Genomic DNA, 18,996 nt, shown 5'->3' with positions numbered 1-18,996 from the left:
GAGGTCGGCGGCTGCCCTCGCGGGCTTCCGACGGGTATGGCTTGAATTGAGGAGTGACGTCAGAGGCGGGCGATGACGCCGCTGAAGTCGATGTCGCGTGCTACGTAAATGCTGACGATGGAGCCCTGGTTGATCGTGACGGTGGCCGGGCGATTGGCGCTTTTGCGAACGGCTTGTCCGGCAATGTCCTGCACGGTGTCGGCGGTGTTGCTCTGAAACGGGGTTTGGGTGACGACGCCGTTACTGACCGTGCTCTCCGGCGGGCCGTGCTCAGCTGCCGCATATTTGAAGGCATCGCTGAGCAGGCTGATGAGCATCGCCGCACCGATGCGACTTCCCCAATGCGCACGGTAAAGACCGGGATGACCCGCACCGCCCAGGTTGTCTACGCCGGGGCTGGCCATGTTCACGTCGATACCTGTGGGCGTAACCACGCGGTCCCAGATAACCGCGACCCGGGCCCCATTGGGCTCCGAACCGTACTTGCCCATGACACGGGAGCCTTTTGGAACGAGCAGGCGCTGTCCGTTGAACGAATAGACCGGTTCGTTGACCACGCACGAGGTGAAACCGGGGATGTCGGTGATGATGCGCGTTTGCAGTACGCAACGGATGAATGTGCCGCGTACCAGCAACGCATCGGCGCGTTCCAGAGGCATGGCAGAAGTCGGCTTGTTGTCCTCGGTGGGGCCGGCGAAGCCAGCCGGCGGCATGGGCACGCCTGTCATGTCGGGCAGGCCTGTTCCAGCGAGCTGTCCGGTTGGCGAGGCGAAGAAGCTGTCCTGGCCCATCATCCGGCGCTCCATCAGCGACGGGCCCTGCGGCGACGAGGCCGATGCGTCTGCATCGCCTGCGCCGTTCGGCGAGAGCGAGTTGGCCTCGGAGAGCATGATGGCCGCTGTCTTGGCATATACGCTTCCGGGCGACTCCGTCGAGCCTGGCGAAGGCGGCCGCTGCCTGGGGTAATCTGTCACCGGGGGCGCATCCACGGTGACCGTTTCTTCCCGAACTGGCTCCTTGTCGGCATTTGACTGGCTGCTGCTGAAGATCGTCATCCCCGCCACGGTCCCCAGCAGCGCCACCACGGCGAACAGGCAAAGCATCGCGCTGGCGTTGAGGCTTTTCTTGTTCTTGGCGGCGCTGTCTTCACCGACGAATTCGCTTTCGGGAAGAGAAGGGGCATGGCTTCCCTTCTTGCCAGTTCCGTAGGCGTTGTCAGGGGATGCCTTGTCGTTCGGGGAAGACATGTTCTCGGGAGCGGCTGCGGGCTCGCTCTTGCTGGCATCAGGCGTATCGGTATGGGTCATTTCTTTGCGTTCCTGCGCAGGCCGACTACGTCATTGCCGTGGCGGATGACGAGGAAGGGATAGGTGCCGTGCACCACGATGGTGGAGCCCTGCACGGTGGTGTTTACGGCAGCGTCGGTATCGCTGCGACGTGCACGCATGAAGACGGCCGGAAATCCTCCGGACGGCATGGCGCGCGTGTCCGGCATGCGGATGTAGGTGAAGTTGCCATCGTCGTAGACGTTGGTGGGCACCAGCCACTTGTCCCGCTTCCTGCGCGCTGCCACGTCGTAGTCGAAGTGGTAGCTGCGGTCTTTGGCAAGGTTGGTGTTCAGACCCGCCGTGGGGTCCTGCTTGTCCAAAGCCTTGGGCGGGGGCGTACGCGGCGTGGCCGATTCGTGGGGATAGGTGAAGGTGATCTTGTACTGCACGCCCTTGCGGCGAGCCGATTCCAGGTCTTTCCAGTCGGTGGCGACTACCTTGAGTTCGAAGATGTACGAGTGATTGGCCGTGCGGATCAGAAGGTTCGTATCCACATCCACGTTCCTCGGCTTCAGGTAAAACACGTTGTCGCGCCGGGTGATGTCCCAGCCAGTGCTGAAGCCCGTGCTGTAGTCCAGGACGGCCTCGGTGGTGCCAAGGTCGATCTGGGTGGTGATGCCCAGCCCGGTTTTTGCCTGATAAATCTGGCTTTCCTGGTATTCGTAGACTTCCACCGTCTGCGCCTGGGTCGTGCAGAAGGCGGGTTCGCACAGCATCGCCGTCCATGCCAGGATGCTGGTAGTAGTGATCGTTTTCATCGTGTGCTCTCGTCGATGGGGCGACTGTTTGCCGATTCCGGCGCCGCTCCGGGCGTCGGGTGTTCAATGGCGATCGGGGCAGGCTGTTCGTCCGCCGCTTCCTCGGTGACTTCTTCCGGCGGAGGCGTGGCGAAATCGTTGTCCACCCGGTAGCTGGTGACCTGAAAGCCGAGGGGATTCTCGATACGGCTTTTCTCGTCCATCCTGAGGTTGGGCTTGTACGTAAACGCCATCGTGGCGATCTTGCTATCCAGCGGCTGCGAGCTTCCCGTCCGCTTGTTGTAGATGCGGCGCTGAAAACGCACGGTGGCTCCGCCCGGTGGTTTTCCCGGCTCGCCATCAATCAGCACGATGCTGAGGATGTTCACGCGGATGGCCCGTTCCGCGCCGTATACGTTGTAAGGCGCCTGGTTGTTGGAGGGCGCATGTAGCGCACGGTAAGCGGCCACGACATTGGACGAGGACATGGTCAGTACGGTCACCCAGTCACGCAGGTTCATCATCGCCACGTCATACGACTCACGGGCCAGCACGAAGTGCGCCACATTGCTGCGGTTGATGGCATCGCTGGTGACTACCCGCTGATGTGTGGCATCGGCGGTGAGTTTCGCCACGTTGGCAGTGCCGGTGTAGGCATCGGCGATGACGAGATAGGGCACTTTCTCTTTCAGCGGGAGTACGTAGAGAAGCACCAGCGCCAGGATGAGTGCCATGCCCACGGCCCCGACCGCCACCCACCATGCGCGCCTCGCACTGCTCCGCATGAGGTCGGCGATGGTCAGTTCGAACTGGGTGGACGTGCGTACTTCGGCTTCTACGCCGTCGGTGCCGCGCAGTTTTTTCTTGCGTATCACGAGGCAGCGTCCCCATGGGCGGCAGCCTCGCGAGCTTCGGGCACGTTTTCCGGTGGCGCGTCGGAAACACGCGCATCACTGACTGTGATCGAATCGTGGTTGATGGACACGGCGACGTATTGCGCTGCGTATACGCCGCTGATCTGGACCGCGGCGTCGTTGCGATCGGTGGTTCTGAGGGTGGATGCTGCCGCCGGGATGGTGAAGTCCGAGGGCAATCCGTACGTCAGTGGGAGACCTGTGTCGTTTGCCCATCGGGTCAGCAGCGTTTTCAACGTGCTATCCGTGGGCGCGGCGTAGTACACGTAGGCAGAGGAGAGCGGGATTTCCTGAATGCTCTTGTCGAAGTGGTTGACCGGCCGCCATCGGCCGCCGATGTCCCGGGCAGAAGGGCCGCTGCATGCGGCAGTCAGTGCGATGAGTGCAAGCGTCGTGGCGCGAAGCCCGTGCGTTTGAAAGTCCGTTTTCACATGTAATCTCGCGATGGATCGTTAGCGGCTAATGGGCGGTGGCCCGGGGTCAGGGCCAACCAGAAGAGGTGGTGGCGTTTTTTTTAAGGACAGGTGTTCTGGCCGAAAGCGTCGTTGCACTCGGGGCCGGCAGGCAGCGGTAGCGGCAACAGAACACGGTGAAAACAGCAGATTCAGCGTGCTTTCGAGCATATCCCCCGTCGCTTTTGCACAAGCAGCGGCGGATAGAAGCCGCGCGTGGAGGGCGGCGGTCGACCGCCGCAGTAAGCACGTGCTTACCGCGCGCCAGGAAGCGTCCGTACGTGCGATGTATGTTGTACGTCCACCCGGGTTGTCTGGCTACGTGCCACGTTGCTTTTTGCTCCATGAGTTTCGGAGCAGGAGCATGCCGGGATTGGGCGACGGGTACATTCAGACGAGTCTGAAAAACGTTGCCGAATTATTTTTCTTGATGTCGCGATGCAGTGAGACTCAGCGGCTGCAATCATCGCTTGTGCGCAAAAAGAAAAAGCCACCCTGCGTCGCCGCAGGATGGCTCGTATCACTCGCAGAATGTGCGCCGAAACGACGCCTGCCATTTACCCAAACGTAAACGTGAACGCGTGGAAATTGGCCTTGGGAATCCGGATCGTGAGCACATGCTCTTTGTAGTCGTTGCTGTCGTACAGCGTGTACAGCATGCTCTTCTGTACGGTTACCGGCGGCTGCGGTTTGCCGTCTACCAGAATTTCCAGCGTGGTCGGTTCCATCGCACTTGCCACCATGTGCACCTTGGCTGCCTTGAAGTGCAACCGGATTTCGCCATTGGCATTCATCAGGTTGACGTTCTGGCGATCAACACCCCAGCGTCCCACGAGCGCGAAGCGGTTCATGTCCAGGCGTGCGGGTGCAGTGAAATCGCGGATGCCGTTCTTGCTTCCTTCGGGGCTGGCATTGAATTCGCTGCGGTCGCTGCCGAAGTACATTTCCTGTGAGCCGATGGCTGAGAAGTTGGGCGCGTCTTTATCCATCTCTACCGCCTTTTCAAGGCGCGGCAGACCCAGCAGAACGCGGATGGCATTTTCCATCTCGGCGTAGTTGCCTTCGCCGTAGTGATGTCCGATGACGTTGCCGCGCTGGTCTACCAGATACTCGGCAGGCCAGAAGCGGTTTTCCCACGCATCCCACGTGGCCAGGTCATTGTCCTGTGCCACGGGGTAATGAATGCCGAATCGCGCCACGGCGTCTTTCACGTTGGCGGTCTGCTGCTCGAACGGAAACTCCGGAGAATGCACGCCGATGACGACCAGACCCTTGTCCTTGTACGTGTCATACCAGCGCGTTACGTGGGGCAGGGTGCGCAGGCAGTTGATGCAGGAGTAGGTCCAGAAGTCGATCAGCACCACTTTGCCGCGCAGGCTTTGCATGGTGAGCGGCTTGGAGTTGATCCAGTTGCTGATGCCGGCGAATTCGGGCGCTTGTTGCACAGCATGGGCGGGCGGGCTGGCCATGGCGGCCGTCAGCAGTGTCGCGGCGGTAAGCAGAACGGTAAACAGGCGACGCATGAAAGATTCCTTGTACGGGTGGCTCCGATACACAGACCGGGGCTCGGGGCATTCGATTGCAGGCGCGCCGATGGTGGCAACCCGTGCGCCACGCTGGCGTAAACGCCCCGGAGCGACGCCAGGGCCATCTTACGCAAACGCCGTAAGTGGCTCAGCCTCCGGGAAATTCCCCCTGGGCGGCGCCCATGACCGCTCCGTCGCAAACCAGCGTGCCCGCCGGGTTTGGTAGAATCCCGTCTTTGCCAGCCGCCACGAGCCAGCCCAAGCGCCATGACCTCGATCAAGCAGGACGACCTTATCCAGAGCGTTGCCGACGCTCTGCAGTACATCTCCTATTACCACCCGGTCGATTACATCCGGAACCTCGCGGCAGCCTACGAACGCGAAGAGTCCGTGGCGGCGAAGGACGCCATCGCGCAGATTCTCATCAACTCGCGCATGTGTGCCGAAGGCCACCGTCCCATCTGCCAGGACACCGGCATCGTCACGGTCTTCCTGAAGATCGGCATGAACGTCCGCTGGGACGACGCCACCATGAGTGTGGAGGACATGGTGAACGAGGGCGTCCGTCGCGCCTATAACGATCCGGACAACAAGCTGCGCGCGTCCGTGCTGGCCGACCCGGCCGGCAAGCGCATGAACACGCGTGACAACACGCCTGCCGTGGTCAACATCACCGTGGTGCCGGGCGACACGCTGGACGTGATCGTCGCGGCGAAGGGTGGCGGTTCGGAAGCCAAGTCGAAGTTCGCCATGCTCAACCCGTCCGACTCCATCGTCGACTGGGTGCTCAAGACCGTGCCCACGATGGGCGCCGGCTGGTGCCCGCCGGGCATGCTGGGCATCGGCATTGGCGGCACCGCCGAAAAGGCCATGCTGCTGGCGAAGGAATCGCTGATGGAGCCCATCGACATCACCGACCTCATCGCTCGTGGCCCGTCCAATCGCGCCGAAGAGCTGCGTCTTGAGATCTACGAGAAGGTCAACGCGCTGGGTATTGGTGCGCAGGGCCTGGGTGGCCTGACCACGGTCCTGGACATCAAGGTCAAGGATTACCCGACCCACGCGGCCAATCTGCCGGTTGCCATGATTCCCAATTGCGCGGCCACCCGCCATGCGCATTTCGTCATGGATGGCAGCGGCCCGGTCGCGCTCGATCCGCCGTCGCTGGAAGACTGGCCGAAGCTGACTTACGACTCCTCCAAGGGGCGCCGTGTCGATCTGAACACGGTCACACCGGACGAAGTGGCCAGCTGGAAGCCCGGTGAAGTGCTGCTTCTGAACGGCAAGCTGCTCACCGGTCGCGACGCTGCGCACAAGCGCATGATCGACATGCTGAACCGTGGTGAGTCACTGCCGGTCGATTTCACCAATCGTTTCATCTACTACGTGGGTCCGGTCGATCCCGTGCGCGATGAAGTGGTTGGCCCCGCAGGCCCGACCACGGCCACGCGCATGGACAAGTTCACCCGGCAGATGCTGGAGACCACCGGTCTGCTTGGCATGGTGGGCAAGGCGGAGCGTGGCCCGCTGGCCATCGACGCCATCCGCGACAACAAGGCGGTGTATCTGATGGCCGTGGGTGGCGCCGCGTATCTGGTGTCCAAGGCCATCAAGTCCTCGCGCGTCGTTGCCTTTGAAGACCTGGGCATGGAAGCGATCTACGAGTTCGACGTGCAGGACATGCCGGTGACCGTGGCCGTCGACAGCCAGGGTACGTCGGTCCACCAGACTGGCCCGAAGGAATGGCAGTCGCGCATCGGCAAGATTCCGGTGGTGGTGGTCTGATCCATCGCGGCGCGCCTTTGCGCGCGCCGCAAGGATGTTTTGGGGCGTGCGGCCTGTTTCCCTGGCCGCCGTCCGCGCACACTGGCTCCATCGTTTCAGGCCGATGGAGGCCACATGAAAATCTTTCTTACCGGTGCCACAGGCTTCATTGGTGGCTCGATTGCCGCAGGTCTTCTCAAGGACGGCCACGAGGTCATTGCGCTGGTGCGCAAGCCCGAACAGAGCAGCGCGGTCGCCGCGCTTGGCATGACGCCCGTCCTCGGCGACCTCAACGACAGCGACATCATCATCCGCCAGTCGCGTGAGGCGGATGCCGTGATCAATGCAGCCAGCAGCGATCACCGTGGCGCGGTGGAGGCCATCATCGAGGGCCTGGCAGGCTCGGGCAAAACCTTCCTGCATACCAGCGGTTCCAGCATCGTGGGCGACGCCTCCGGCGGTCAGGCTTCTGACCGCATCTACGAAGAAGACGCGCTGCCCGAGCCCACGGCCGACAAGGCCAAGCGCGTGGATATCGACAACCTCGTGCTTGCCGCCGCATCCCGCGGCGTGCGCTCTGCGGTGCTGTGCAACACCTTGATCTATGGACACGGTCGCGGCCTGGCCCGCGACAGCGTGCAGCTTCCGCGCTTGCGCAGGCAGGCAGAAAAAAGTGGCATCGTGCGCCACGTGGGTCCGGGCCGGAACATCTGGTCCACCACGCATATCGACGATGTGGTCGAGTTCTACCGCTGCGCGCTGGCCGGTGTCACGGCAGGCACGTTCTACTTCGTGGAGTCGGGTGAAGCGTCGTTCGGCGACATGAGCCAGGCGATGGCCGAGGCCATGGGTCTGGGCAAGGCGCAGGACTGGCCGCTGGACGACGCCATTGCGGAATGGGGCTACGAAATGGCCTCCTATGGCCTGGGCTCCAACAGCCGCGTGCGCGGTCACCGGGGTCGCCAGGAGCTGGGCTGGGCGCCCTCGGCACCTTCGGTGTTTGACTGGATCGGCAAGGACATGCTGAAAGCTTGAACTCCCGCCTCACGGGCCCGATGTGCATAACATCGGGTACCGTGTCGGTACCCCCCACCATGGATTCTGTGATGACCCAGCGCTTGAAGATCGACTTTGTCTCCGACGTGGCCTGCCCCTGGTGCGCGGTGGGTTTGAGTTCGCTCCAGCAGGCCATGGCGCGGGTCCGCGACGATGTGGATGTGGAACTGCACTTTCATCCGTTTGAACTCAATCCGGACATGCCCCCCGAAGGCGAAGACGTCGTGGAGCATCTGGCCCACAAATACGGCAGCACGCCGGAGCAGATTGCGCACAACAGCGAGGCCATCAGCCAGCGCGGCGCAGACGTCGGCTTCGCATTCGATTTCGGCCGTCGCAACCGCATCTACAACACATTCGATGCGCATCGCCTGCTGCACTGGGCGGGGCTGGAAGACAAGCAGCTCGAGCTCAAGAAGGCTCTGCTGACCTCGTACTTCACGCTGGGTGAAGACACCAGCAACCACGAGGCACTGGTGCAGGTGGTGAAGCGCGTGGGCCTTGATCCGGAGCGCGCCCGCGCGATTCTGGCTTCCGACGAGTTCGCCGACGACGTGCGTCGCGAAGAGCAGTTCTTCATGTCGCAGGGCATCCGCAGCGTGCCTGCCGTCATCATCAACGAGCGCCACCTCATCTCCGGTGGACAGCCGGTGGAAGTGTTCGAGCAGGCCCTGCGTCAGCTGGCCAAAGAGAACGCCTAAGCCGTCGCGCTACGTGTCAGCTGCCACGTGTGGCGGGCGATCTGTTCGTCCTCCTCCGTGGTGATGACGCGTATGCCCAGTGGCGAAGCGGCCGAGCGCATCCATGCGATGCGCCGGCTGATATCGTCGCGGGTGGCGGCGTCGTGCTCGCCGATGCCTCCGGTGAACACCAGCAGGTCCACGCCGCCCAGCGCCGTCGCCATGGCCGCGACGTGGCGCGCTGCCACGTACGCAAATACCTCCAGGGCCAGACGAGCCTGCGGTGCAGCGGACGAACGCAATTCGCGCACGTCATGCGAACCGCCGGACAAGCCGGCAAGACCCGATTCGCGATCCACCAGACGTTCCAGCGCGTCTGCGTCGTAACCGCGTTCCCGCAGCAGGTAAAGCAGCACGCCCGGATCAAGATCACCCGGCCGCGTTCCCATCACAATGCCGCCGGTTGGGGTCAGTCCCATCGTGGTGTCGATGGATCGGCCGTCGCGAACCGCGGTGATGCTCGCGCCGTTGCCCAGATGCGCAATCAGCGTGCGCGACGGCAGCTGGTCGCCCAGCTGGCGCACGATGAACTCACACGACAGTCCGTGAAATCCGTACTTCTCGATTCCGTCTGCACGCAGGTCGGCGGGCAGGGGAAGGATGCGCGCCACGTCGGGCATGGATGCATGGAATGCCGTGTCGAAACAGGCCACCTGTGGCAGATCGGGAAAAGCCTCCCGCGCCCGTTTCACGATGGCCAGTGCCTGCGGTACATGCAGCGGAGCAAACGCACGCGCTTCATCCAGTTTGACGAGCAGCGCATCGTCGATAACGGCATGCGCGCGGACAGAGGGCCCGCCGTGGACAATGCGATGGCCGATCGCATCCGGCGCCGGCAGCGCTTTCTCCTTCAATGCGCCGATGATCGTGTTCAGCGGATCGTCGCCGCGGGCAGGAGCGTCGGTCTGGTCAGACAGAAGCGCTCGCGCACTCGCGCCATCCGTAGCGTAAAGGCCGTACTTCAGCGAAGAGGACCCCGAATTGAGGGCCAGCACATGGCGCACGCTCATGCTTCTGCCTTCCATTGCCAGTTACGGATTTCGGGCAAGTCCTGGCCGTGCTCGCTGACGTACAGCTTGTGCCGCTCGATGTCGCTCCAATAGCGCAGCCGGGCCCGTTCACGTTGATCGGCCAGCCGCTCGATGCGGTTGATGGCGTCCAGCGCGAGCTGGAAGCGATCCATGTTGTTCAACACCATCATGTCGAACGCCGTGGTGGTGGTGCCTTCCTCCTTGTAGCCGCGCACATGGATATTGTCGTGGTTGTGCCGCCGGTAGGTCAGCTTGTGCACGATGCCCGGATAGCCGTGGAAGGCGAAAATCACCGGTCTGTCGCGGGTGAAAAGCTCATCGAACTGGTCATCATCCATGCCGTGCGGGTGTTCGTCCGCCGTCTCCAGGCACATCAGGTCCACCACGTTGACCACGCGGATGCGGATGTCCGGCACGTATTCGCGCAGCAGCATCACGGCACCCAGCACCTCCAGGGTGGGGGCATCACCCGCGCAGGCCATGACCACATCCGGATCGTCTTCGCCACGGCCTGCCCACGACCAGATACCCGCGCCCGCCGTGCAATGGCGAATGGCCGATTCGATGTCCAGCCACTGCCAGTCTGGCTGTTTGCCCGCCACGATCACGTTCACATAGTGGCGGCTGCGCAGGCAGTGATCGGCGACTGACAGGAGGCAGTTCGCATCCGGTGGAAGGTAGATGCGGACAATCTCCGATTTCTTGTTGGCCACATGGTCAATGAAGCCCGGGTCCTGGTGCGAAAAGCCGTTGTGGTCCTGATGCCACACGTGCGAGGTCAGCAGGTAATTCAGCGACGCGATGGGCGGTCGCCACGACATCTTCCTTGTCACTTTCAGCCACTTGGCGTGCTGATTGAACATCGAGTCGATGATGTGGATGAAGGCTTCGTAGCAGGAAAACAGGCCGTGGCGGCCGGTCAGCAGATAACCCTCCAGCCAGCCCTGGCACTGGTGTTCGCTCAGTATCTCCATTACCCGCCCATCCGGCGCGAGGTTCATGTCCACCTCTTCCACGCGCGCCAGCCAGGTTTTCGAGGTGACCTCATACACGGCTTCCAGCCGGTTGGACGCCGTTTCGTCGGGCCCGAACAGGCGGAAGTTGGTCATGTTCTGGCGCATGACCTCACGGAGAAACCTGCCGAGCACGCGCGTCGCTTCGGCCTTGTGATCGCCGGGGGTCTTCACGTCTTCGGCAAACTGGCGGAAGTGCGGCATCGCCAGTGGTTTCAGCAATCCGCCGCCATTGGCATGCGGGTTTGCCCCCATCCGTCGCTGACCGGTGGGCGCCAGTGATGCAAATTCCTCGCGGAACCGGCCACCGTCGTCGAAGAGCTCCCTCGGCTCGTAGCTCTTCATCCACGCTTCGAGCTGCGCCACGTGTGTCGGGTCGTCGAACGAGGCAATGGGCACCTGATGCGCGCGCCATGTGCCTTCCACCGGAAGACCATCCACTTCCTTCGGACCGGTCCAGCCCTTCGGGCTGCGCATCACGATCATGGGCCAGCGCGGGCGCTTCACCTCGCCCGGGGTGGCGCGAGCTTCCTTCTGGATGCGCGCGATCTCGTCCATCGCTTTGTCCATGGTGGCCGCCATGGCCTGATGCATCGCCTCAGGCTCGTGGCCTTCCACGTAATACGGCTCGTAACCGTAGCCGTGCATGAGGGAAGTCAGCTCCTCCTTTTCGATGCGTGCCAGCACCGTCGGATTGGCGATCTTGAAGCCGTTCAGGTGCAGGATCGGAAGCACGGCGCCGTCGCGGACGGGGTTGAGGAATTTGTTTGAATGCCAGCTGGTGGCCAGTGGGCCGGTTTCCGCTTCGCCGTCGCCAATGATGCATGCCACCACGAGGTCGGGGTTGTCGAACGCCGCGCCATACGCGTGAGACAGCGAATAACCCAGCTCGCCTCCCTCGTGAATGGAACCGGGCGTCTCGGGCGCCACGTGACTGGGCACGCCATACGGCCAGGAGAACTGGCGAAACAGCAGGCGCATGCCGGCGGCACTGCGTTCCACTTGGGGATAGATCTCGGTGTAGGAGCCTTCCAGCCAGGTATGTGCCACCAGGCCCGGGCCGCCGTGGCCGGGGCCGATCACATAGATCATGTTGATGTCGCGCTCCACGATCACCCGGTTCAGGTGCACGTAGAGGAAGTTCAGGCCGGTGGTGGTGCCCCAATGCCCGAGCAGCCGGTGCTTGATGTGCTCGCGTCGCAGCGGCTCTTCCAGCAGCGCGTTGTCGCGCAGGTAGATCTGGCCAACGGACAGATAATTGGCGGCGCGCCAGTAGGCGTGCATACGCCGCAGCAGATCCGGAGATAGCGTATCGGGCATGGGACGATCCTTTCGAGGCAGGCTGGAGAAGGGGGAGGTCCAGCGTGTCAGCTTGGTGCGGGCCCGATGCTCGCCGCGTGAAGGATCAGGTTTTACGCAATCGTTACCCGATCCGGCCACATTCAGCGCAGCTTGTTTACAGGAGCCAGTCCTACATTGATGCCACGGGTTTCATGAGGTGTGCATTGATGTCGATCATGGTTATCAGCGAAAGCGCGAAGGCTGCGGCGAGTGCCTTCACCTGCGTCACGCGGGCACAGGCAGCGGGGCAGACGCTGCTATGGAAAGTCTGCGACGGCGTTGACGGTGCCACCGCCTGCCTGCGTTCCTCGCGCCAGGAAGGCGCTGATCTGGTGTTGCTGGACATGGACGTCCCCGCAGAGGGTGATCCGCTGAGCGACGCGCTGGCGAGGCTGGAAGTGCCCTTCATTGAAGTGCACGACCGTGACGACGCGATGACCCATCCCGCGCTCGTTACCGTGGTAGTGCCGGGTGATCGCGTGGCCGGGGTCAACATGGCGCTGTCCATCGCGCTGCGTTATCTCGCTGATCCGGCGAGGATGGCGGCATGAGCTGGGGTGCACCGAGCATCGACATGGTGGTGCTGGAACATCGGGGCGTCGTCACGCTGGGGCAGCGTCGCGCGTTCGCATTGCAGCCTGCGCCGGGCGTCTCCCTGCTTGAACTGGCCCACGCCGCCGCGCTGGCCAGCGTGGGCGACGCGTCGCCTGAGGGGCGCCTGCTTGCCGCGCTGGCGCGGCGGCAGGACATGCCGGGAGGCAGCACGCTGGCGCATACCGCGCACCGTCATTTGAGTGGTGCCGATGTAGACGGACATGCGTACCGCAAGGGTGACCGTCCGGCCGTGGAAGACTGGCTGGACGCCGCGCACAGTCACTTGCCCGGCTGGTTTGACGAGCGCGTGGACGAATACGCCGCCGAGGGGGACGAGAGCTGGATTGTGGTGGATGCGGATCGCGCGCTGGGTCTGGTGCGCTGGCGGGATGATCTGCGTCCGGGCGTGCGCGCCTGCTGCGCGGCATTGCGCGCGGAAGGCATTGCGACGGCGCTGATGTATGACGGCGACGTCACCACGGGTGCGTCACTGGCCGTGCATGCGGGTATAGATCATGTGGTGGTACCCGCCGACGAAAGGCTTGCGCAGCAGCACATCGCGCTGTGCGCGCGCACCCGGCCAGCGACCTGCGGATGGCTCTATCTGGGCGACGCGCTGGATAAAGCCACGGCATCGCTCGTGGGAGCGAGGCAGCGCTGGGGGCGTGGCGGATGGGGCCGCCTAACCATGCGATGACATGAGCGCGTGGGAGCGGGCTCTCTTGCGGTGCCCTCAGGGCTGCCCGACTTCCCGCGTATTGCGCTCCATCACTTTCATCGCATCGTCCGACTGACGCGCCGCAGGCGCGGCATGTACATGGTCAGTGGGCACGGGCGGAACATAAGGAATGACCGGTGGTGCCGTGGTGGTCGGCGGCGCCGGGCCCACGATGGCGCTCAACGGCACATCGGGGGCCGGGGGCGGAGGCAGCGGGGCCACGGGCGGGTGGGCCGGATGCATGTTGCGCCATACCAGCACGCTCAGCATCAGCACGATCACCGCCACCAGGGCAATCGGCAGGAAACGGGAGACGGAGGCATCCGAACCGCGCCGTGACGGCCTGGGCCTGTCGCGCGTCCGCGTCGTTGCCGGGAGCGCGGCAGGCTCCATCGGGTCGCCCAGCTTGAGCATCACCCGAAGCACGTCCGCATCCACCAGTCGCAGGCGCGGCTGTCGAAGTGCGGCGCGACGGGCATCGGCAGAAAACTGTCCGCGGGTAATCAGGATGGCGCTGTTGGCGGCTTCGTCCAGCATGGTGCCCAGCAGGGCCTGCACATCGCTGGCAGCGATTTCCGCCGCATTCCAGTGCTTGCACTGGGCGATCACAAACTCCGACCCGCGACGAAGCCGCAGATCCACGCCGCCTTCCAGTGCCTTCAGGCTGCCGGCTGCGGCAAAATGCTCCACGCGATAACCCTGGTCGCGGAAATGCTCGGCGAGCAGGTGCTCGAAGTCGTGCCAGGACAGGCGGGAGAGCGCGTCCGTACCGCGCCTGCTCTCGTTATTCGGGCCAGCCATCGAAAGATCCCACGTACGTCCGGCCGCCATGATAGCGAATGAGGACGTCGGGTCGCGAACCGTACGCCGGTTCAGAGGGATTCCTCCAGCATCCGGTCCACCGCACGCTCGATCTGCTCGTGGGTGGCGGCCGGGTGCACCAGCACGCAATGGGATGCCGGCACGCCGGTTCGCGTGGCGATGGCACAGCAGATTTTTCCGTCTTCAGCGCGCAGGGATGGTGGAGAAGGTCGCGCATCGTAAAACTCGCGAATCAACCGTTCGCCGTCCTGCGGGCCTCCGGCCATGATGCTGATCCAGCGAAACATCCGATGTGTCCCCTTATGCCCCCTTGGGCGTGCTTCCACGCAGCCCTCGACGCGGATTATTTGCAGGCAACCTGGTGCCCCAACACACAAATCCGGCGATTCAGTCACGTCCGGGAAGGTTTCTCACCGTTGCTATGCAGCATGGCAGGCGGTAAATTTCCCGATTCATCGGGGTTGGGGGATAACTTATGAATCGTGTTCTGGCCGTCGCGGCCATCGCCGTGCTGTCCGGCTGTGGAGCCGCAAACGACAAAGTGCCTGTCCGTCTGGACACCATCGTGGCGGCAGGCCCGGCATCGCCGTGGCTCACTGTGGAGCCCGCCGGCAACATCGTTCCGGTCACGGGGCTTTCGGGCACTGTGAAGGTCGAGCCGTCGCCGGCATTGACCGCGGGCGTGGAAGCGCAGTTGCGCAAGGCGCTTCAGCCGAAGTACTACACCGACCTCATCGTGGGTTGCCGCGGCGTGGAAGCGGCGGTGGTCGTTGATCGGGAAGCCGTGCCCGCTACCGCCACCATGGATCTGCAAGCCACTTGCCGGGTGACCTCGCGGGGTTCTGTCGTGTCGAAGGTCTACAAGGTGCGCCAGGCCGTGGCGGTCAAGGCATCGGGTAACGACATGGATTACCAGACGGCCATTCCGCACCTGATCGAGCTGACCTCGCAGGACGTGGCCGCGCAGATCTGGGCAACGGCTGGCAGCATCGACACCTCACGCAAGTAAGGCGCTGGCGCCGATGGCTCATCAGGGAGCTGTCGGCGCAGCCAGCAATGCGGCCACGGCGCTTTCCAGCGTGGCCCGGTCAAAGGGTTTGCGGACAATCGGGGCCGACGCATAGCGGCCCTTGAGGCCGGACGTGTCGCTGCCGGTCAGAAACAGGAACGGAATGCCGCGGGTACTCAGACCCTCCGCCACGGGGAGGCCGTCGTCGCCGCGCAGATGCAGGTCAAGAACGGCCGCGTCGAAGCTCCCGAAGTCCAGGTCGTGCAACGCGTCGTCGAGATTGCTGGTCACCAGCACATCGTAGCCGCGCTCGATCAGCATCTCTTCCACCACCATCGCGACCACGGCGTCGTCTTCCACAAGCAGAATGCGCGCGTTCGTCACGGTGAGGCTCCTTGGGTTCTGTCAACACGACAGAATGACGCGCGAGCTTAAGGCACGGGATGTGAGACGCGCCAGAAGAGATTCGTCAACGCCTCTTCACACAATGGCGTCAGGCTTCCACGCTGGAGAACGCGCGCCGCAGGTCTTCCTGTGCGCGCTTGAGCTGTTCGTCCGCAATGCGCTGCTCCGGCACGGCGAGCAAGGTGTTTTCCGGCTCGGCCGCACCGTGCTCTACCAGTACGTCAAGCATGGCAAGCCGGCTGGCCGCCAGAAGCGAACGTCCGAGCGGCGTTTTCGCGCCCGCATCGGTCGGGTCCGCACGCTCGGCCAGTGCCTGCACGACGCGGGCAGGGAAGGCCCAGTGCCGCGCAGCGTGCAATGACAGGCGCTCCACCTGTTGGCCAAACGCGGCAACGAACGCGCGTGACGCGGGAAGGGCGCCCATGTCCGAATGCGTATCCATCGCCACCATCGCCGCCTGCGCGCCAGTATTGCTGACCAGCCCGGCCAGATAAGCCTCGAACGGATCACACGTGCCCTTGCCAAGAAACATGGCCGCATGCGCGCATCGTTCGGCGTATTGCCACAGGCGCTCGCCCGCGGAACTGCCACCGCGACCCGTGTCGAAGTGCAGGATCGGGCGCATGACCAGTTGCATGACTACGCGACGCAGTCCGTCCTGACCAATCAGCACGATGGCCTGGGGCAGGCTGGACACCGGGCGCGTGGTACGGAAATACGCGGTGTTGGCCACGCGGATGATTTCGCCCACCAGCACGGTATCGCGCGCGATCTGTTCGGCCAGGCGCTTGCTGTCCGCATCGTCATTGCGCAGCGAGCGCAGCAGTTGAGGCACCACCGCAGGAAGGCGTGGCAACTGGGCCACGTCGAACCGGTCACCGCCGAACGACTCGCGCATGCGCCGCAGCGCAGCCTGCTCAGCAGGCGACAGGCCCACGTCGACGCTGTCTTCCACGCCCAGAATCAGCCGGTAAAAGCGATCCTCGATATCCTCCGGCGGCAGGGCATGCGGACTGCGTTCGGCGGCCGGGATAACGTCCGTGCGGGGCTCGCGCAGCGCATAGCCCGCTTCGGGCGCGCGTCGCTCCGTCCGTGTGCCAAACAGGCGCTTGAAAAACTTGCCGATCACGCTGTGCCGTATCCTGTGAAGGCCCCCCATCGGGCTCCGCGCCAGTGTAAGCCTACGGTATGCATCATGTCCCATCCGCCTGACCTTTCATCCGCCAGCCGTGTCCACCTTCCCGACGGTGAATGGACGCTGGTGCTCGATTTCCTCGACGAGCGCTTTCCGTCCGTCGGGCGTGACGGGTGGGTGCAACGAATGGATACGGGTCGGGTGCTGGAGGCAACGGGCGAGCCGGTACGCAGCGACCGCCCGTTCCGTCGCGGGCTCGCGCTACATTACTTTCGCGACGTGGGTACCGAGCCGGTGATCCCGTTCGCCGAACACATCGTGCACGTGGACAACGATCTGGTCGTGGTCGACAAGCCCCACTTTCTTCCGGTGATGCCGGCAGGACGCTTCGTGGAAGAAACGCTGTCGCGTCGCGTTGTGCGTGCGCTGGGCAATCCGGATCTGGTAGCGCTGCACCGGCTGGATCGGGGTACTGCGGGTCTGGTGATGTTCTCGGCCAGGCCCGCAACACGCGATGCGTATCTTCAACTGTTCCGCGAACGTCGCATCGAAAAAGTCTACGAGGCGCTGGCTGCGCCACTGCCGCATCGGGAATTTCCGCTGACCCGTGCCACACGGATGGAGCGGGGAGAACCTTTTTTCCGCATGACAGAAGTATCGGGCGAGCCCAACGCGTGGACCGAGGTGGACGTGCTCGACCGGGAAGGGCCACTATGGCGCTACCAGTTGCGCCCGGTCACCGGCCGCAAACATCAGTTGCGCGTGCATATGCACGGACTCGGGGCGCCCATCGCAGGCGATGCGTTTTATCCGGATTTGCGTGATGAAGATCCGGCTGATTTTTCCTCACCGCTGCAACTGCTTGCGCGTGAATTGCGCTTCAGCGACCCGGTGAGCGGGTTGCCGCGCGTGTTCACCAGCCAGCGCATTCTGAAAGCATAGGTCGACGGAACGGCCAAACGGGCGCAGACTATGCGCTTCCCCGCCGTGTTCCTTCCGGATGAGCGCCGCCCCAGGTTTCCGCACCGTTGCCCTGATCATCGCAAGCGCGATGTTCATGGAGCAGCTTGATGGCACCATCCTCGCAACCGCGTTGCCCAGCATGGCGAGCTCGTTCCACGTGTCGCCGTTGCATATGAGCGTGGCTCTCACGTCCTACATGCTGAGCCTGGCGGTGTTCATCCCTGCCAGTGGCGCGGTGGCGGATCGGTACGGCGCGCGCAACGTCTTCCGGACGGCCATCGTGCTTTTCACCATCGGCTCCATGCTGTGCGGCGCGTCGCCCAATCTGCCGATGCTGGTGCTGGCGCGCCTGCTTCAGGGTATCGGTGGCGCGATGATGGTGCCTGTCGGGCGGCTGGTGCTGCTGCGCTCCGTGCCCAAACACGAACTGGTGTCCGCCATGTCCTGGCTGCTGGTGCCCGCGCTGATTGGCCCGGTGGTGGGGCCGCCGCTTGGCGGCCTCATTGTCACGTGGCTGTCATGGCGCTGGATCTTCTACATCAATGTGCCCATCGGCATCGTCGGGGTGTGGCTGGCTACCCGTTATGTGCCGGACGTGCGCGCGGCCGAGCGCACGCGTTTTGACACGCTGGGTTTCGTCCTGTCGGGCGTTTCGCTGTCGTGCCTGGTGTTCGGCCTGGAGATGGCCAGTCGTGGCGTCACCGCGCCGTTCGGCTCCACCGGGCTGATTGGCGCCGGCATCCTGGTCGGGGCGCTGTATGTGTGGCACGCCCGGCGCACCAGTAACGCCATCCTGGATCTGTCGCTGATGCGCTTTCAGACCTTCCGTCTGTCGGTCGTGGGCGGCTCCCTCATGCGCATCACCGCAGGCTCCGTACCGTTCCTGCTGCCCCTGATGATGCAGCTGGGTTTCGGCATGTCCGCCGCGCACAGCGGTATTGTCACGTTCGTATCGGCGCTGGGCGCCATGTTGATGAAAGCCACCGCCGCGCCCGTGATCCGTCGCTTCGGCTTTCGACGCGTGCTGGTATGGAATGGCGTGATCTCGGTGGTCTTCATCGCGATGTGCGCGGCCTTCCGGCCGGACTGGCCCCTGTGGATCATCTACGTGATCCTGCTGACGGGCGGGTTCTTCCAGTCGTTGCAGTTCACCGCCTATAACACCGTCGCCTATGCGGACGTGCCCTCCGAGCGGTTCAGCAGTGCAACCAGTTTCTATACGACTTTCCAGCAATTGATGCTTTCGCTGGGCATCTGTGTGGCCGCCGCGGCGCTGCACGCCTCGGTCACCCTGCACGGTCACACCCAGCCGCAGCTGGACGATTTCAGCGTGGCCTTCCTTGTGGTAACCCTGGTTTCTGCCGTGGCGGCGCCGATCTGCGCCTTGCTGCCGCGCAACGCTGGAGCACAGATGAGTGGACATCGCCAGCGTTGACCGGCGCACACGG

Annotated in this window: 19 protein-coding genes; 8 read left to right on the top strand and 11 right to left on the bottom strand. The window is 63.6% G+C overall.

What is annotated here, in order from left to right:
- Positions 1-59 precede the first annotated feature (59 nt).
- From FHW69_RS14640 to FHW69_RS14620, 5 genes are all read right to left on the bottom strand, one after another.
- The gene (locus tag FHW69_RS14640) at positions 60-1,307 is read right to left on the bottom strand and encodes a TrbI/VirB10 family protein (protein ID WP_183423833.1); all 1,248 of its coding nucleotides are present in this window, start codon (positions 1,305-1,307) and stop codon (positions 60-62) included.
- A complete protein-coding gene (locus tag FHW69_RS14635; RefSeq protein WP_255494838.1) occupies positions 1,304-2,044 on the bottom strand; it encodes a TrbG/VirB9 family P-type conjugative transfer protein in 741 nt (246 codons plus the stop codon). Before FHW69_RS14635 ends, FHW69_RS14640 begins: the two co-directional genes overlap by 4 nt.
- A gap of 38 nt (positions 2,045-2,082) precedes the next feature.
- A complete protein-coding gene (locus tag FHW69_RS14630) occupies positions 2,083-2,940 on the bottom strand; it encodes a type IV secretion system protein (RefSeq protein WP_343204031.1) in 858 nt (285 codons plus the stop codon).
- Positions 2,937-3,410, bottom strand: a complete 474-nt coding sequence (locus FHW69_RS14625) for a hypothetical protein (RefSeq protein WP_183423831.1) — start codon at positions 3,408-3,410, stop codon at positions 2,937-2,939. Before FHW69_RS14625 ends, FHW69_RS14630 begins: the two co-directional genes overlap by 4 nt.
- Before the next feature lie 578 nt (positions 3,411-3,988).
- Positions 3,989-4,954: a thioredoxin family protein gene (locus FHW69_RS14620; protein ID WP_183423830.1), complete on the bottom strand. Its 966-nt coding sequence runs from the start codon at positions 4,952-4,954 to the stop codon at positions 3,989-3,991.
- A 270-nt stretch (positions 4,955-5,224) separates the two neighbouring features.
- On the opposite strand from FHW69_RS14620, the gene FHW69_RS14615 reads away from it, so the two are divergent.
- The 3 genes from FHW69_RS14615 to FHW69_RS14605 all read left to right on the top strand — a co-directional run bounded on the left by FHW69_RS14615 (position 5,225) and on the right by FHW69_RS14605 (position 8,478).
- A complete protein-coding gene (locus FHW69_RS14615) occupies positions 5,225-6,742 on the top strand; it encodes a fumarate hydratase (protein ID WP_183423829.1) in 1,518 nt (505 codons plus the stop codon).
- Between the two features lie 114 nt (positions 6,743-6,856).
- Positions 6,857-7,756, top strand: a complete 900-nt coding sequence (locus tag FHW69_RS14610; protein ID WP_183423828.1) for an NAD-dependent epimerase/dehydratase family protein — start codon at positions 6,857-6,859, stop codon at positions 7,754-7,756.
- Positions 7,757-7,827: 71 nt separating this feature from the next.
- Positions 7,828-8,478, top strand: a complete 651-nt coding sequence (locus FHW69_RS14605; RefSeq protein WP_183423827.1) for a DsbA family oxidoreductase — start codon at positions 7,828-7,830, stop codon at positions 8,476-8,478.
- On the opposite strand, the gene FHW69_RS14600 is transcribed toward FHW69_RS14605, so the two are convergent.
- Positions 8,475-9,527 carry an acetate kinase gene (locus FHW69_RS14600; protein WP_183423826.1) on the bottom strand — a complete coding sequence of 351 codons (1,053 nt, stop codon included), beginning with the start codon at positions 9,525-9,527 and terminating at the stop codon, positions 8,475-8,477. The genes FHW69_RS14605 and FHW69_RS14600 overlap by 4 nt on opposite strands.
- On the bottom strand, positions 9,524-11,881 hold the full coding sequence (locus tag FHW69_RS14595) for a phosphoketolase family protein (protein ID WP_183423825.1): 2,358 nt from the start codon (positions 11,879-11,881) through the stop codon (positions 9,524-9,526). Before FHW69_RS14595 ends, FHW69_RS14600 begins: the two co-directional genes overlap by 4 nt.
- 188 nt (positions 11,882-12,069) lie before the next feature.
- Between FHW69_RS14595 and FHW69_RS14590 the strand changes: the two genes are divergently transcribed.
- A complete protein-coding gene (locus tag FHW69_RS14590) occupies positions 12,070-12,453 on the top strand; it encodes a hypothetical protein (protein ID WP_183423824.1) in 384 nt (127 codons plus the stop codon).
- Positions 12,450-13,193 carry an HAD family hydrolase gene (locus FHW69_RS14585; RefSeq protein ID WP_183423823.1) on the top strand — a complete coding sequence of 248 codons (744 nt, stop codon included), beginning with the start codon at positions 12,450-12,452 and terminating at the stop codon, positions 13,191-13,193. Before FHW69_RS14590 ends, FHW69_RS14585 begins: the two co-directional genes overlap by 4 nt.
- A 36-nt stretch (positions 13,194-13,229) precedes the next feature.
- On the opposite strand, the gene FHW69_RS14580 is transcribed toward FHW69_RS14585, so the two are convergent.
- Both FHW69_RS14580 and FHW69_RS14575 read right to left on the bottom strand, forming a co-directional pair.
- On the bottom strand, positions 13,230-14,015 hold the full coding sequence (locus FHW69_RS14580) for a restriction endonuclease (RefSeq protein WP_183423822.1): 786 nt from the start codon (positions 14,013-14,015) through the stop codon (positions 13,230-13,232).
- 71 nt (positions 14,016-14,086) lie between these two features.
- Complete coding sequence (locus FHW69_RS14575) at positions 14,087-14,323, bottom strand: hypothetical protein (protein ID WP_183423821.1); 237 nt, start codon at positions 14,321-14,323, stop codon at positions 14,087-14,089.
- A gap of 188 nt (positions 14,324-14,511) precedes the next feature.
- Between FHW69_RS14575 and FHW69_RS14570 the strand changes: the two genes are divergently transcribed.
- Positions 14,512-15,045, top strand: coding sequence for a hypothetical protein (locus FHW69_RS14570; RefSeq protein ID WP_183423820.1), 534 nt, complete (start codon positions 14,512-14,514; stop codon positions 15,043-15,045).
- A 21-nt stretch (positions 15,046-15,066) separates the two neighbouring features.
- Here the strand turns inward: FHW69_RS14570 and FHW69_RS14565 are convergent, their stop codons facing one another.
- Both FHW69_RS14565 and FHW69_RS14560 read right to left on the bottom strand, forming a co-directional pair.
- Complete coding sequence (locus tag FHW69_RS14565; protein ID WP_183423819.1) at positions 15,067-15,429, bottom strand: response regulator; 363 nt, start codon at positions 15,427-15,429, stop codon at positions 15,067-15,069.
- 109 nt (positions 15,430-15,538) lie between these two features.
- A complete protein-coding gene (locus tag FHW69_RS14560; protein WP_183423818.1) occupies positions 15,539-16,579 on the bottom strand; it encodes an HDOD domain-containing protein in 1,041 nt (346 codons plus the stop codon).
- Positions 16,580-16,645: 66 nt separating this feature from the next.
- On the opposite strand from FHW69_RS14560, the gene FHW69_RS14555 reads away from it, so the two are divergent.
- Together FHW69_RS14555 and FHW69_RS14550 are read left to right on the top strand one after the other, a co-directional pair.
- Entirely contained in the window at positions 16,646-17,527 is an 882-nt protein-coding gene (locus FHW69_RS14555; protein ID WP_183423817.1) for a pseudouridine synthase, read from the top strand.
- Between the two features lie 58 nt (positions 17,528-17,585).
- Positions 17,586-18,983, top strand: coding sequence for an MFS transporter (locus FHW69_RS14550; RefSeq protein WP_183423816.1), 1,398 nt, complete (start codon positions 17,586-17,588; stop codon positions 18,981-18,983).
- The last annotated feature ends 13 nt before the right edge of the window (positions 18,984-18,996 follow it).

The organism is Luteibacter sp. Sphag1AF, from assembly GCF_014192715.1.
In the GTDB taxonomy this organism is placed as follows: Bacteria; Pseudomonadota; Gammaproteobacteria; order Xanthomonadales; family Rhodanobacteraceae; genus Luteibacter.
This window is presented reverse-complemented; position numbering and strand designations above follow the sequence as displayed.